Source organism: Actinoplanes sp. CA-015351, assembly GCF_050955685.1.
Classification (GTDB): Bacteria; Actinomycetota; Actinomycetes; order Mycobacteriales; family Micromonosporaceae; genus Actinoplanes.
On sequence record NZ_CP192102.1, the window covers coordinates 1080233 to 1094773 of the forward strand.

A 14541-nucleotide genomic window follows, 5' to 3' on the forward strand; every position below is an offset into this window, starting at 1 on the left:
AAACGCCCCGTCCTGAACTCAGGACGGGGCGTTCTTCGTCGTCAGGGAGACGTGGCTTCGTCGTCAGGGAGACGTGGCGAACTGCCCGAAGACGCCCATCCCGCCCAGCACCACGAGGATGAGCAGCGTCACGGCGATGACCAGGTAACCCATCACCAAGCCGGCGATCGCCATGCCCCGGCCGGATTTACGCCCGCCCTTGGTCTCGGCGAGTCCGATGTGGCCGAACACCACCGCGAGCAGCGGGATGATGGCGTAGGTGCACCAGCCGATCAGTACGCCGACGATGCCCAGCACGAGCGACGCCACCGACCAGCCGGAGGTGGGCAGTCCCACGCCGCCCGGCCCGTAACCCGGCGGCGTCCCGTAGCCCGGCGGCGTCCCGTAGCCCGGCGGCGTCCCGTAGCCCGGCTGTGGATAACCCTGGGGATAACCCTTGTCGGCGTACCCGGAGGCGGGCGGGCCGGAAAACGGCTGTGCCTCGTACGGCGACTGTGGCGCGTACGGCTGCGGCGGGAACGGCGTGTTCGCCTGGTACGGCGGCGGGCTGGCCGGCGGCTGGTAGGGCGGCGAGCTGGCCGGGGGCTGGTACGGCGCCGTCGGGTCGAACGGCGCGGTCGGCTCGTAAGGCGAGGCCTGCGGGTAAGCGGGCGCCTCCGGGTACGGCGGCGGGGCCTGCTGGAACGGGGTGGTCGGCGGCGCGCTATCCGGAGCCGGATATGCCGGCGGAAGCGGCGTGGTCGGCTCGAACGGGTCTTGCGGCGTGGGGTGCGACATGAGCTCCGAGTTCCTGTTTTGGACCGTTTGTTCATGCTGCCGTCCGGCGACGCCCGTGGCTACTCGTCGAGCCTCATTCGATACGAAAATCCGATCGGGGTCGGCCGTACGGTGATGTGGCGTGAAGGCCCGTATCGTCGGCAACCATGACGCGTGTCCTGCTGATCTCGGGGAGCACCCGTGGCGGCTCCCTGCACACCGCCGCCCTGCGCACCGCGGCCCGGCACGCCGCTGAGGGGATCGCCGCGGAACTGTACGACGGCCTTGTCGCACTGCCCGCGTTCGTGCCGGGCGAGGTGTACCCGCCGGCGTCGGTGTCCGAGCTGCGTCGCCAGATCACCATGGCGGACGCCCTGCTGATCAGCACCCCGGAGTACGCCGGATCGCTGCCCGGCAGCCTCAAGAATCTGCTGGACTGGCTGGTCGACGGCGGTGAGCTGCGGGGCAAGCCGGTCGCCTGGCTCTCCGTGGTGGAGCCCGGTGTCGACGACGGCGCCCGGACCTCACTGGAGTCGGTGCTGGAGCACGGCGGTGCCCGGCTGCTGCGCCCGGCCTGCGTGCGGATCCCGCTGGACATGGCGACGATCGGCGCGGACGGCCTGATCACCGACGTGCGCCTGCACATGGCGTTGCAGGACATGGTGCACGCGCTGGTCCGCTCGCTCACCGAACGGCCCGCCGCGCCGCAACCCTCGTGGCAGGCGCACTCCAGTGTGTACCCGGTGATCACACGCCAGGAAGCGCCGGGCTTCCCGCGCGGCGCCCAGCTGCCGCCGTGGGCGCGCGAGGTCTGACTAGCTGACCGCGCTCGCCGCTGTCAGACAGGCTTCGGCGCCGACGCACGTGGTCATCGCGCGTACCGAAGCTCGCAGCTGGGTGAGGCGGTCGGCCGGCAGCGAGCCGGCCAGATTGCGCAGCTGGTCCGGGTCGGCGCGGCGGTCGTAGTACTCGCGGGTGCCGTCGACGTACTGCACGTAGGTGAAGTCCGCGGTCCGGATCGCGTCGTACGACGGCGGGATGTTGATGCTGTCGTGTTCGTAATCCGGGTCGGCCGGGTCGGTGGCCGGGTCGCGGTGCTCGATCAGCGCCGCGGTGCGCCAGCGCGCCGGTGTCTCGCCGGCGAGCAGCTGCCTGAGGCTCTGCCCGTCCACCTCTGCGGGCGCCGGCTCGCCGGCCAGGTTGGCGAAGGTGGGCCGCAGGTCGGTGTTCTCCACGACGGCCTCGACGTTCTGCCCGGCCTTGACGCCGTGCCCGGCCACGATGAGCGGCACGTTGACGTCGGTGTCGAACGCGGTCTGCTTGCCGGAGGGCAGCGTGTACTCGCCCATGTGGAACCCGTTGTCGGACGCGAAGACCACGAGGGTCTCGTCGGCGACGCCGGCCTTGGTCAGGGTGTCGCGCAGCGCGCCGAGCATCCGGTCCACCGACTGCACCGACTGGGCCCGCTTGCGGAACTCGACGTCCATCCGGGCCTTCTGTTCCGCGTTCAGCCGGGGGTGGCCGGCGAGCCAGGCAGGCGCGTCCGCAGGCAGCCTGTCGTACGCCGCCGTCCGCGGAATCGTCAGCCCCGGGAACAGTTTCGCGTCCCGTGGCGCCGGGGTGAACGGAGCGTGCGGCGCGTACGTCGCGACCTCCAGCATGAACGGTGACCCGGTCGCCGCGGAGGCGGTGATGAAGCCGGTCGCCTTGGCCGACAGCACGTCGGTGAGGTACTCCTGCGGCTTCTTCCCGTACTTCTTGACCGTCCCGTTCTCGTTCAGCGCGTAGATGAAGTTGTCGTACGCGTTCCCGCCGGCGAACCACTGGTCCCAGCCCGGCGGCACATAGGGTTTGCCGCCGTTGAAGCTGGTCGCCGGCAGGTACTCGTTGAGGTACTTGCCGAAGAACCCGGTGCGGTACCCGGCCGCTTTCAGATCGGTCGCGAACGTCGAACTCTCCTGGCCACGGCTGTGGAAGAGCCGGAAACCGCCGTCCGACCCGTGGTTCTTGTAGATCCCGGTGTTGTGCGGGAACTGTCCCTTGAAGAGCGACGCGCGCGACGGGCAGCAGAGCGAGTCGGTCACCGTGTAATTGGTGAACGTGGTGCCGTCCTGCTGCATCTTGCGCAGGTTCGGCATGTACCGCACGAGGTTCTTCGACAGGTCGTCGGTGAGCACCAGCACGATGTTCGGCTGGGTCGACGCCGATTCGATCGCCGCCGGGCCGGGCTGGCTCGACTGGCTCGCCGGGAGGGCGGACGGGCTCGCCGTCGTCGGGGAGGCGGCAGTGGTGGTGCACGCGGTCGCGGCCAGAAGCGCGGCGGCCACGGCGGCGACGGACAGCGCGCGGCGGGAACGAGAAGACATGTGGTGCGGTGACTCCATCCGAGGAAGGGGCGACCACCGGAGGTTAGTCGTCCGGAACGCCCCTATGACCGGTGGTTGCTTACCTCCTGGTGAGATGATCTTTAAGAATCCCTCAACGGAGGCCTTCCCGGCCCGGAATCGATGGATAGTCGCATCCATGTTCGCCATCGTCGCAGTCTGCGCCCAGCCACGCCCGCGCCGCGTCCGCCCGCAACGGCCATCTCGGCCACGGCTGCCGCTGCGGCCACCGCGTACGCCCCGCCGAAGCGGCATCTGAACAGCGGTTTCCTAACAAAAAGGCGGCGGCTTCCCTGAGGCTGGAACGCGAAACACAAGGAAACTGCGTCGAAACGATCCGTGGTTAGCGTCTGCTCCTTCTTGAGGGAAAGTGAGCATCGCGTGACCGCGTACATAAATCGGCGTGCCCTCCTCCGCGGCGGAGCCGGCCTGGCCGGCCTCGGCATCTCCGCTGCCCTGCTCGCCGCGTGCGGCGACAGCGACGAGTCGTCCTCCACCGGCGGAGATTCCGGTGGCGCGAAGGACCTCGGCGCCCTGAACTACCAGCTGTCGTGGATCAAGAACGTCGAGTTCGCCGGCGCCTACATCGCGGACACCAAGGGCTACTACAAGGATGCCGGCTTCAGCTCGGTCAACCTGATGTCCGGTGGACCGACGGTCAGCCAGGACGCCGTGGTCGCCTCCGGCAAGGCGCTTGTCGGGATCTCCTCGCCGGACATCACCGCAGCCGCGATCCTGAAGGGCGCGGACCTGGTGATCCTCGGCGCCCAGTACCAGAAGAACCCGTTCGCGATCGTGAGTCTCAAGGACACTCCGATCAACACGCCGCAGGACATGGTCGGCAAGAAGATCGGTGTGCAGGCGACGAACGAGCCGGTCTGGAACGCGTTCCTCAAGGCCAACAACATCGACCCGGCGAGCGTCACCAAGGTGCCGGCCCAGTTCGACCCGACCCCGCTGGTGTCCAAAGAGGTCGACGGCTGGTTCTCCTTCTTCACCAACGAGCCGAACCTGCTCAAGACCAAGGGGGTCGAGACCGCGGTCATGCTGCTGAACGACCACGGTTACCCGATGGTCTCCGAGGTCTACGTGGTTAAGCGCTCCAGCCTCACCTCGGACCGGGACAAGCTCAAGGCGCTGCTGATCGCCGACATCAAGGGCTGGACCGATTCGCTCGCCGACCCGGCGCTGGGCGCGAACCTGGCCGCCACCAAGTACGGCAAGGACCTCGGCCTCGACGAGAAGGAGCAGGTGCTCGAGTCCGAGGCGCAGAACACCGTCGTGCAGACCGAGGACACCAAGGCGAACGGCCTGTTCACGATCACCGACGCGCACGTCGCGGAGACCATCGCGACGCTGGCGCTGGGCGGTGTGACCATCACCAAGGAGCAGCTCTTCGATCTCTCCGTGATCAAGGAGGTCTACGAGGAGAACCCGAACCTGAAGGCGGCGTCCTGAGCGAGTCCGACCGGGGGATCGTGCTGCGCAAGCTCACCAAGCAGTTCACGATCCGCCGGTCGACTGTCACCGCGCTCGACAACGTCGACCTGGACACTCCGGCCGGCGCGTTCGTGGCGCTGCTCGGGCCGTCCGGGTGCGGCAAGTCCACGATCCTGCGGATCCTCGCCGACCTCGATCGCCCCACCTCGGGTGAGGCCTTCGTGCACGGCGAGGATCCGGCCGCGACCCGGCGCAACCACCACCTCGGCATCGCGTTCCAGGACGCCGCACTGCTGCCGTGGCGGTCGGTGAAAGCCAACATCCGGCTGCCCCTGGAGGTCAGCGGGGTGAAGGTGGACGACGCCACGATCACCGACCTGATCAAGCTGGTCGGTCTGGAGGGCTTCGAGGAGGCCCGCCCGTCCCAGCTCTCCGGTGGCATGCGGCAGCGCGTGGCGATCGCCCGCGCGCTCGTGGTGGAACCGCGGATCCTGCTGCTGGACGAGCCGTTCGGTGCGCTCGACGAGATGACCCGCCAGCGCCTCAACCTGGAACTGCAGCGGATCTGGAGCGAGCGGGCAACGACCACGCTGCTGGTCACCCACTCGATCGCCGAGGCGGTGTTCCTCGCCGACACGGTGGCCGTGATGAGTGCGCGGCCCGGCCGGATCGTGGCGCAGGTGGACATCGACCTGCCCCGTCCGCGTACGCCCGAGATGATGCGCACGGCCCGGTTCCACGAACTTGAGGACCAGCTGAGCGCGCTGCTGTTCGGGAACGGCGAATGAAGTCCCTCAAAGGCGCGGCGGGCCTGCTCGGCCTGCTCGCCGTCTGGGAGCTGCTGGGCCGCACGGTCTTCGCCGACAGCCGTGCGGTGCCACCGCCCACCGCGATCCTGGCCCAGCTCGGCACCGACGGCTTCGGCTTCTACTGGCCGAACGCCGAGGCGACCCTGCGCGAGGCCGGCCTCGGCTGGCTGTGGGGCAACGCCATCGCGATCGTGCTGGCCGTGCTCTTCGTGCAGATACCGCTGATCGAGCGGGCGCTTCTCCAGCTCGCGCTCGTCAGTTACTGCCTGCCGGTGATCGCGATCGGGCCGGTGCTCGCGGTGCTGTTCAGCGGCGACACCTCCAAGGTGATCCTGGCCGCCATCTCGGTCATCTTCACCACCCTGGTCGGCGCGCTGGTCGGGCTGCGCAGTGCGGACGCGACAAGTCTCGACCTGATTCGCGCGTACGGCGGAGGGCGGTGGACGCAGTTATGGCGGGTGCGGCTGCGCGCCTGTCTGCCGAGCCTCTTCGCCGGTCTGCGGATCGCCGCGCCGGCCGCGATGCTCGGCGCGATCATCGGTGAGTACCTGGGCGCGGAGTCCGGACTGGGAGTCGCGATGATCAATTCGCAGCAGAGCCTCGCGGTCGAGCGGACGTGGGGGATCGCCCTGGTGGCGACGGCACTCTCCGGTCTCGCGTACGCGCTGACCGGTCTGGCCGGCCGGCTGCTCACCCCGTGGGCGCCCCGATGAAGGCGGCATGGAAGTTCCTCAAGGGGCTCGGTGGCGCGCTGCTGTCGGTCGCGGTCATCTGCGGTGTCTGGCAGCTGCTGGTCAAGGGCCTGGAGCTGGACCCGTTCCTGACCCGCGGCCCGATCGACGTCTGGAACTTCGTGACCGATCCGGCCAACGGGGCGGAACGCGAGCTGCTGTGGGAGGCCTTCAAGGTCACCGCGGTGGACGCGCTGCTCGGCCTGGCCTTCGGTACGGTGGCGGCCCTGGCGACCGCGATCGCGTTCGCGCTCTGGCAGGGTGTCGAGCAGACGCTGCTGCCGGTCGCGATGGCGCTGCGCGCGGTGCCGCTTGTCGCGATGACCCCGCTGATCGCGCTGATCTTCGGGCGCGGACTGGTCGCGGTCACCGTGATCGCCGGGATCGTGACCTTCTTCCCGGTGCTGGTCAACGTCTCGCTGGCGCTGCGGGCGGTCACCCCGTCGTCGCTGGATCTGATGCGGGCGTACGGCGCTTCGGCTTACAGCACCCTGTTCCGCGTACAGCTGCCCGGCGCTCTGCCGGCGCTCTTCGCGGCGTTGCGGGTGGCCGCGCCGCTGGCCCTGGTCGGCGCCTTGCTGGCCGAGTGGCTCGCCACCGGCAAGGGTCTCGGTTACCTGATGCTCGCCTCGGTGACGACGTTCGAGCTGGACCGGATGTGGACCGGCGTGACGATCGTGACCGTCGCGTCGATCGTGCTCTACACGCTGATCAGCTTCGCCGAGCAGCTCACCCTGGCTCGGTACGCCCCGGAGCGGACGGGACGCACCCTGTAGGTATCGACAGGTATCGTGGTTGGGGTGACACGGGGACTTGAGGTCGACTTCATCGATCCGGAGTTTCAGGCGGACCCGCACCCCACCTACGCGGCGTGGCGCCGGACCGGCCCGGTCCGGCGCACCCGGCTGCCCAGCGGGCTGAGCGCCTGGGTGGTCACGCGTTACGACGACGCCCGCCGGGCGCTGGCCGACCCGCGCCTCTCCAAGCAGTCCGCTTTCTCGGTCGGCTCGTCCGAGGCGGCGAACCGGGCGGCAAGCCCTGCCTCGATCCTTTCCCGGCACATGCTGGCCGCTGATCCGCCCGACCACACCCGGCTGCGCCGCCTGGTCTCGGCCGCCTTCACGGCCCGGCGCATCGAGAGCCTGCGCCCGCGGATCGAGGAGATCACCCGCGATCTGCTGGACGCGATGGAGGGCAAGGACCAGGTCGATCTGATCGACGCGTTCGCGTTCCCACTGCCGATCCAGGTGATCTGCGAGCTGCTCGGTGTGCCACCGGACGACCGGGACGCGTTCCGCGACTGGTCCAATGTGATCGTTGCCGGATCGCAGTCCGGCGACCGGCTGGAACCGGCGATCCGCGCCATGGTCGGTTACATCCTCGCCCTGATCGCCGAGCGCCGCGCGACCCCCGGGACCGACCTTCTCTCCGGGCTGATCCAGGTACGCGACTCCGAGGACCGGCTCACCGAGTCCGAGCTCTCCTCGATGGTCTTCCTGCTGCTCATCGCCGGCCACGAGACAACAGTCAACCTGATCGGCAACGGGACCTACCTGTTGCTCCGCGACCGCGACCAGTGGGAACGGCTGCGTGCCGAGCCGGCGCTGCTGCCCACCGCGATCGAGGAGTTCCTGCGGTTCGAGGGACCGGTCGAGACCTCCACGTTCCGGGTCGCCACCGAGGACCTGGAGATCGGCGGGGTCACCGTGCGCGCCGGCGACCCGGTGATCGTCGTGCTGCTGTCAGCGAACCGTGACGAGGCTCGTTTCCCCGACGCCGGCGTGCTGCGCCTGGACCGCACGCAGAACCCGCACCTGGCGTTCGGCCACGGCATCCACTACTGCCTCGGCGCGCCGCTGGCCCGGATGGAGGCGCAGATCGCCTTCACCCAGCTGATGACCCGCCACCCGGATCTACGGCTGGCGATCGCCGCGGAAGACCTGCGGTGGCGGCCGGGTCTGCTGTTGCGCGGGCTGCACGATCTGCCGGTGTCGCTCTGGACCTGGCATGATGGCGGCCGTGTCCGTCCCTCATGATCCGTACTACTCGCCGACGACCAAGCTGCCCGGGGTCAAGCCGCAGGGCGCGAACCAGCGTCTGAAGATCCTGGGTGCGGTCACGGCGGCGACCGTGCTGTTCGTGACGGTCGCCGTGGCGATCATTTCGTCCGGCGGGGACGACGACCCGGAATCACCGGCCGTGCCGATCGCCGCGCCCAGCGTGGTGATCACCGAGGACGCGCCGCTCGACGAGCCTTCGGCGGCCCCGACGAGCACGTCGCCCACGCCGAAACCCCCGACGGCCGTGCCGGCCGGCCCGGCCGAGCTGGTGACCCAGCTGGCGACCGTGGTGCGAGCGTTGGAGAAGCGCGGCGAGCTGGACCGTAAGGGTGCGGAAGCGCTGAACCGGCGCCTGGAGCAGCTGAAGACCCGGCTTCGTAAGGATCCGGAGAAGGCCTCCCGCAAGCTGGCGGAGTTCGTCAAGAAACTCGCCGACCTGCGCGAGGACGAGGACATCAGCGAGGCCGGCTTCCAGACCCTCGCGGCCGGCGCCACCCAGATCGGCGCGGCCCTGCCGTCAACCAGGGACAACTGATCCCCGGATAAGTTCGGCCTTCATCGGTACGCACAACCGGGCCAGACTGGTCACATGGATCGAGAGCAGCTGGCCGACTTTCTCCGGACTCGCCGTGAGGCGCTCCAGCCGGAGGACGTCGGGCTGCCCCGGGGCGCACGACGGCGGACCGGTGGCCTGCGCCGCGAGGAAGTCGCGTCGCTGGCCGGGATGTCGGCCGACTACTACGGCCGGATCGAGCAGCAGCGCGGCCCGGCCCCGTCCGAGCAGATGCTCGCGGCGCTGGCCCGGGCCCTGCACCTCGGACTGGAGGAGCGGGATCACCTGTTCCGCCTGGGCGGCCACCCGGTGCCGCAGCGGGCGTTGCGCGACGACCACATCAGCCCCGGGGTGATGCGGATCCTGGACCGGCTCGACGACACCGCGGCGATGGTCATCTCCCGGTGGGGCGAGACGCTGGTGCAGACCCCGATGGCGGTGGCGCTCGTCGGCGACGAGACCCGGTTCACCGGCCTGGCGCGCAGCGCGTGGTACCGGTGGTTCGCCGAGCCGGAGTGCCGTCGGATCTACCCCGAGGAGCACCATCCGAGGCACGCGCGGATCCTCACTGCTCAGCTGCGGCGGGCGTACGCGGCCGCGCCGGAGAGCCGGGCCGGCGAGATCGTCGAGGCGTTGCTGGCGGTGAGCCCGGAGTTCACCGAGATCTGGGCCGATCACGAGGTCGGCCTCGCGCACACCGACCGCAAAACGCTGCTGCACCCGCAGCTCGGCCCCCTCGACCTGTACTGCCAGAACCTGCTCGACCCGGACCAGATGCAGACCCTGCTGGTCTTCACCGCGGTGCCCGGCTCAGCGAGTCACGAGAAACTCCAGCTCCTCACCGCGGTAAACGCTTAAATCCGCAATAACAAACAGAAAGGCATCACCATGTCCGAAATCGCCCTGATCACCGGTGGCAACCGCGGACTCGGCCGGGCCACCGCCCTCGCCCTCATCGACGCCGGCGTCGAAGTGATCTACACGTACCGCGGCGACCCCGGCGAGAAGATCGACGCCGTCGCGCTGCCGCTCACCGTCGGCGACCTCGGCGCGTACGACGCGTTCGCCGACTCGCTGCGTCAGGTCCTGGCCGACCGGTTCGGCCGGACGGACTTCGACTTCCTGGTCAACAACGCCGGCGTCGGCGCGGCCGGCTCGATCGCCGAGACCTCGGTCGAGGCCTTCGACGAGATGCTGAACGTGCACTGGCGCGGCATGTTCTTCCTGACCCAGAAGCTGCTGCCGCTGATCGCCGACGGCGGCCGGATCGTCAACCTCTCCACCGGGCTGACCCGCTTCACCGGCGAGGGCGTCTACGCGGCCTACGCCGCGATGAAGGGCGCGGTCGAGGTCTTCACCCGGTACCTGGCGAAGGAGCTCGGCCCGCGCGGCATCACCGCCAACGTGGTGGCGCCCGGGCCGGCCGGCACCGAGTTCGGTGGCGGCGCGCTCCGTGACAACGAGCAGGTGCGCGCCCACATCGGCAGCGTGACCGCGCTGGGCCGGGTTGCCCGGCCCGAGGAGATCGCCGCGGCGATCGCGACGATGCTCGGCGCCGGCGCCGGCTGGATCACCGGCCAGCGCGTCGAGGCCTCGGGCGGCATGCTGCTCTAAGCGATCTCGAGCTGGGCCATCCGCCGGATCTCGGAGATCTGCTCGACCGCCGATTCATTGGCCAATTCGGACAGTCGCTCGTCCACACCACTCTTCAGAAGATCGCCGGCCATCTGCTGTGCGCCCTTGTGATGCTCGGTCATCATGGACACGAAGAGGCGGTCGAATCCGGCGCCGGTGGCCGCCGTGAGAGCCGCGATCTTCTCCGGACTCTGTCCGCCCGGCATCGTCGAGTGGTCGTGGCCGGGATCGGATTCTGGCTGGTTCCGGTCCTTCAACCAGGACTTCAGGTAATCGACTTCGAGTTTCTGGCCGACGCTGATCCGCTCGGCGAGCCGCTTCAGCGCGCTGTTGCCGGCTCGCCCGGGCGCCAGGTCGGCCATCGCCACAGCCTGGTCGTGGTGGGCGATCATCATCTGCACGTACGCCACGTCGATCGAGTTGTACGCCGTCCCGTCGGGCGCCTTCACCTGATCAGAATCGGACACTGCGGCCGATTCTCCCGGACGGCCCGGCAGCAGCACCGGAACCGGCGAGGATGAGACGGCAGACGACTGAGCCACGGGCTTCCTGTCGTCCGCTGAGCAGGCGGCCAGAGCGATCCCGGCGGCGGCGACGGCCGCGAGGGCGACGGCCGCCCGGCTCCGTGTGTGTCGGCGATTCATTGCTTCCTTTTCGGTAAGGGTCCCCAACTCAACATTCGACAGCTATCGTAACGACCGATATCGCTGTCACCGGGGGTGCTCGCGACACGACTCGCGGTGTGTCGTCGGTGGCTCCGTACCCGGAAGGAGCTCCATGAAGCACCCTGCCCCACGAGGGCGGTTCAAGCGCCTGTCCAGTATTGGTGCTGCGGCAGTCCTGCTCAGCTTCCTGGCCGTAGCGCCCGCCCAGGCCGCAGTGGCCGACATTCCGGCGGTTGACGAGATCCGCAGCAGTTCCAACCTCAAGCAGATCGCCAACATCCCGAAGGCCGCCCCGTTCGCGGCCGAGAACTCCCTGAACTCGGACTGGGCGTTCCAGGGCAAATACGCGTACGGCGGTAACTACAACGGGTTCACCGTCTACGACATCAGCAACCCGCGGAAGCCGTCGGTCGCCGCCGTCGTGGTCTGTCCCGGCGCGCAGAACGACATCTCGATCTGGGGAGACCTGCTCTTCCTGGCCACCGACGCGCAGCGTTCCGACGACTCCTGCGCGAGCACCTCGGTGCCCGGCACGTCGCCGGCCGAGACGCCGCGCTGGGAAGGCATCAAGGTCTTCGACATCAGCAACCCGAAGAGCCCGCAGTACGTCGCCGCGGTGAAGACCGACTGCGGTTCGCACACCCAGACGATCGTGCCGGGCAAGGGCCGCGACAAGTCGGTATACCTGTACGTGTCGTCCTACAACCTGTCCGGCGCCAGCGTGCCCAACTGCGCGCTGCCGCACGACAAGATCTCGATCGTCAAGGTTCCGCTGAAGAACCCGGCCGCGGCGGCTGTCGTCGCCACGCCGGTGCTCTTCCCGGACGGAGGTTTCCCCGGTGACGCCGACGGCTACCCGACCACGGGCTGCCACGACATCACGGCGTACCCGGAGAAGGACATCGCGGCCGGCGCGTGCATGGGTGACGGCGCGATCTTCGACATCTCGAACCCGGTGGCGCCGAAGGTGCTCACCACGGTCCGGGACACCGAGAACTTCGCGTTCTGGCACTCGGCCACGTTCAACAACGACGGCACCAAGGTCGTCTTCACCGACGAGCTGGGCGGCGGCGGCCAGGCCACCTGCAACCCGGCGATCGGGCCGAACCGTGGCGCGGACGCGATCTACCACCTCAAGGGCAAGGGCAAGAAGGTCTCGCTCGAGTTCCAGAGCTACTTCAAGATCCCGCGGGAGAACGCCGCGACCGAGAACTGCGTGGCGCACAACGGCTCGCTGATCCCGGTCAAGGGCAAGGACATCATGGTTCAGGCCTGGTACCAGGGCGGCATCTCGATCTGGGACTTCACCAACTCGAAGAACCCCAAGGAGATCGCGTACTGGGAGCGGGGCCCGCTGAGCACCGAGCGCATGATCACCGGTGGTTCGTGGTCGGCGTACTGGTACAACGGCTTCATCTACTCCAACGACATCCAGAAGGGTCTGGACGTCCTGGAGGTGAGCGACCGCCGGATCGACAAGGCCGAGCGTGAGCGCACCTGGCAGTTCAACGCGCAGACCCAGGACAACTACCGTCGCTGGTGATGTGTCGTAGCTAGACCGGGGGGATCGTCCGTGAGGGCGGTCCCCCCGGCTTTTCTGGCCTTCTTCCGCTCGTACATGAGCGCGTCCGCCTCGCGGAGCAGGCCGTCGCCCTCGCCCGGTGTTCCGGTGGCGACACCGACGCTGGCGCCCACGCTCAGCCACTGGCCGGAGACCATCATCGGCTCGGCCACCACCGCGGCGATCTGCTCGGCCAGGTTGGTGGCCTCCGTCTTGGCGGTGCCGGGCAGCAGCACCGCGAACTCGTCGCCGCCCAGCCGTGCGGCCAGCTCGCCGGCGCCGAGCATCCCGGTGAGCCGCTCCGCGACCGTCTGGAGCACGATGTCGCCGGCGTGGTGCCCGTGCCGGTCGTTGACCTGTTTGAAGCCGTCCAGGTCGATCAGCAGCATGCTGACCGTGCCGGCCGCCGACTCCTGAAGCCGGCGGTGCAGCAGCACCCGGTTCGCCAGCCCGGTGAGCGCGTCGTGGCTGGCCTGCCGGCGCAGCTCGTCGTGCAGCGCCCGGGTCTCGGTGGCGTCGCGGGCGTTGAGTACCACCCCGCCGACGCTGGGATTGTGCTGCATGTCGGTGCTGACCACGTCGAGCCACCGGTGTGAGCCGTCCGCGTGCCGCCATCGGACCTGGATCGTGACGCCGTGGCCGGGCCGCGCGATGAGCTGCTTGGAGAGCTCGCTCAGGCCGGCGAGGTCGTCCGGATGCGTACGGTCGTAAAGGTTCGTCTCCAGAAGCTGCTCCGGCGTAAGGCCGAGCACCCGCTCAGCGGCCGGGCTGGCATAGCCGATCTTCCCGAGCGGGTCGACAACGAGCGTCAGGTCGGAGGTGTTCTGCACCAGGGCCCGGAACCGCTCACGCTGCTCGTCGAGCTCGCCGAGCAGGCGCTCGTTGTCCCGGAATGCCACCAGCTGCCGGCCCAGCACCAGCGCGGTGATCACCACGACGCCGATCGCGACGCCCCAGAGCCGGCTGTCGATCGTCCTCTCCCGCAGCGACCAGACCAGCAGAAGCTGGGTCGCGACCACCGCGAGGTACGGCAATCGGCTCGACCGCGGACCGAGAGCGCCGGGCAGCCGTGGCGTCAGCAGCCCGGCCTGGAGCTGCTGCAGGCGCAGCGCCGCGGTGGTGAGCACACACGGCAGCAGCTGCACCACGGTCATCAGCCCGGGCCCGGGGTCGCCGACGAGCCCAGTGGTGATCGGAGCGGCCAGCGCGGTGCCGGCCACGCCGAGCGCCGCCGCGGAGCCTGCCAGCCGGGTGAACGGCGCCGTCCCGCTGAGGATCAGCTTGAGAACTCCGAACGCGATCAGCAGCATCACGCCCGCTGTGGCCGAGGCGGCCCAGCGGTCCGAGTCGTACCGTCCGCCGAGCTCCTCGGCGAGCAGGAAGTACCAGAGGAAGACCGCGACGCCGGTGAGCACGGTGGCGGTGTCGAACCAGAGCCGCAGACGCTGCCGCCCCGCGCCGCCGAGCGGGTGCCGCAGCGTGGCCACGACCACGGTGGCCATCCCTGCGACCACGAACGTCGTCTGCACCAGGCTGATCCGGGTGGTCCCGGGGTTCGCGACGACCATCAGGCACTGGTACGTGTCACCGATCGCGCAGGACGCGCAGGCGATCATCACGACCTGCCAGAACCGCCGGCCGGCCGCGGGCATCTCCGGATGCCGGGCCAGCCGCCACGCGATGTACGCCATCAGCACGTCCAGCGCCGCCTGGATCACCCAGGGCATGGTGGTGCCGCCCGGTCCGGCCAGGAACCACGGGGCGAGCAGCAGACCGGTCGCCAGGAGCGCCAGCAGAACCGGGTCTCTGACCGCGGCGCGCATCTGCATGATCGCTCCTGTCCGAGTGCCCGGATGGCTTCCGGTCGATCTCCACCATCGGCGGGACAGGCGCGAAACTGAGTGATCCTCTCCGCGCGGGATCTATCCGATTCACGTAGCCGGATCG

14 protein-coding genes are annotated in these 14541 nt (G+C 69.2%); 10 read left to right on the forward strand and 4 right to left on the reverse strand.

The window, feature by feature from the left end:
• Window positions 1–63: 63 nt before the first annotated feature.
• Window positions 64–777, reverse strand: coding sequence for a DUF4190 domain-containing protein (locus ACQP2E_RS04970; protein WP_433828689.1), 714 nt, complete (start codon window positions 775–777; stop codon window positions 64–66).
• A gap of 146 nt (window positions 778–923) precedes the next feature.
• On the opposite strand from ACQP2E_RS04970, the gene ACQP2E_RS04975 reads away from it, so the two are divergent.
• Window positions 924–1571, forward strand: a complete 648-nt coding sequence (locus ACQP2E_RS04975; RefSeq protein ID WP_433828690.1) for an NADPH-dependent FMN reductase — start codon at window positions 924–926, stop codon at window positions 1569–1571.
• On the opposite strand, the gene ACQP2E_RS04980 is transcribed toward ACQP2E_RS04975, so the two are convergent.
• Window positions 1572–3122: a sulfatase family protein gene (locus ACQP2E_RS04980; RefSeq protein WP_433828691.1), complete on the reverse strand. Its 1551-nt coding sequence runs from the start codon at window positions 3120–3122 to the stop codon at window positions 1572–1574.
• 399 nt (window positions 3123–3521) lie between these two features.
• Here ACQP2E_RS04980 and ACQP2E_RS04985 point away from each other — a divergent pair, with 399 nt between their 5' ends.
• The 8 genes from ACQP2E_RS04985 to ACQP2E_RS05020 are packed head-to-tail and all read left to right on the forward strand — an operon-like array spanning window position 3522 to window position 10347.
• Window positions 3522–4598, forward strand: coding sequence for an ABC transporter substrate-binding protein (locus tag ACQP2E_RS04985; RefSeq protein WP_433828692.1), 1077 nt, complete (start codon window positions 3522–3524; stop codon window positions 4596–4598).
• A 20-nt stretch (window positions 4599–4618) separates the two neighbouring features.
• Window positions 4619–5368: an ABC transporter ATP-binding protein gene (locus ACQP2E_RS04990; protein WP_433828693.1), complete on the forward strand. Its 750-nt coding sequence runs from the start codon at window positions 4619–4621 to the stop codon at window positions 5366–5368.
• On the forward strand, window positions 5365–6102 hold the full coding sequence (locus tag ACQP2E_RS04995; protein WP_433828694.1) for an ABC transporter permease: 738 nt from the start codon (window positions 5365–5367) through the stop codon (window positions 6100–6102). The genes ACQP2E_RS04990 and ACQP2E_RS04995 overlap by 4 nt, the downstream gene beginning before the upstream one ends.
• Window positions 6099–6896 carry an ABC transporter permease gene (locus tag ACQP2E_RS05000; RefSeq protein WP_433828695.1) on the forward strand — a complete coding sequence of 266 codons (798 nt, stop codon included), beginning with the start codon at window positions 6099–6101 and terminating at the stop codon, window positions 6894–6896. Before ACQP2E_RS04995 ends, ACQP2E_RS05000 begins: the two co-directional genes overlap by 4 nt.
• Window positions 6897–6920: 24 nt before the next feature.
• Window positions 6921–8156 carry a cytochrome P450 family protein gene (locus tag ACQP2E_RS05005; RefSeq protein WP_433828696.1) on the forward strand — a complete coding sequence of 412 codons (1236 nt, stop codon included), beginning with the start codon at window positions 6921–6923 and terminating at the stop codon, window positions 8154–8156.
• Window positions 8140–8715, forward strand: a complete 576-nt coding sequence (locus tag ACQP2E_RS05010; RefSeq protein ID WP_433828697.1) for an FIMAH domain-containing protein — start codon at window positions 8140–8142, stop codon at window positions 8713–8715. The genes ACQP2E_RS05005 and ACQP2E_RS05010 overlap by 17 nt, the downstream gene beginning before the upstream one ends.
• Before the next feature lie 54 nt (window positions 8716–8769).
• The gene (locus ACQP2E_RS05015; protein ID WP_433828698.1) at window positions 8770–9591 is read left to right on the forward strand and encodes a helix-turn-helix transcriptional regulator; all 822 of its coding nucleotides are present in this window, start codon (window positions 8770–8772) and stop codon (window positions 9589–9591) included.
• Between the two features lie 30 nt (window positions 9592–9621).
• Window positions 9622–10347, forward strand: a complete 726-nt coding sequence (locus tag ACQP2E_RS05020) for an SDR family NAD(P)-dependent oxidoreductase (protein WP_433828699.1) — start codon at window positions 9622–9624, stop codon at window positions 10345–10347.
• Here the strand turns inward: ACQP2E_RS05020 and ACQP2E_RS05025 are convergent.
• Window positions 10344–10835 (reverse strand): DUF305 domain-containing protein, encoded by a 492-nt coding sequence (locus tag ACQP2E_RS05025; protein ID WP_433828700.1) that lies wholly within the window; start codon window positions 10833–10835, stop codon window positions 10344–10346. The two genes, ACQP2E_RS05020 and ACQP2E_RS05025, sit on opposite strands and share 4 nt — an antisense overlap.
• A gap of 310 nt (window positions 10836–11145) precedes the next feature.
• Here ACQP2E_RS05025 and ACQP2E_RS05030 point away from each other — a divergent pair, with 310 nt between their 5' ends.
• Window positions 11146–12576: an LVIVD repeat-containing protein gene (locus ACQP2E_RS05030; protein ID WP_433828701.1), complete on the forward strand. Its 1431-nt coding sequence runs from the start codon at window positions 11146–11148 to the stop codon at window positions 12574–12576.
• Here ACQP2E_RS05030 and ACQP2E_RS05035 read toward each other — a convergent pair.
• The gene (locus ACQP2E_RS05035; RefSeq protein ID WP_433828702.1) at window positions 12561–14423 is read right to left on the reverse strand and encodes a diguanylate cyclase domain-containing protein; all 1863 of its coding nucleotides are present in this window, start codon (window positions 14421–14423) and stop codon (window positions 12561–12563) included. The genes ACQP2E_RS05030 and ACQP2E_RS05035 overlap by 16 nt on opposite strands.
• Window positions 14424–14541 lie beyond the last annotated feature (118 nt).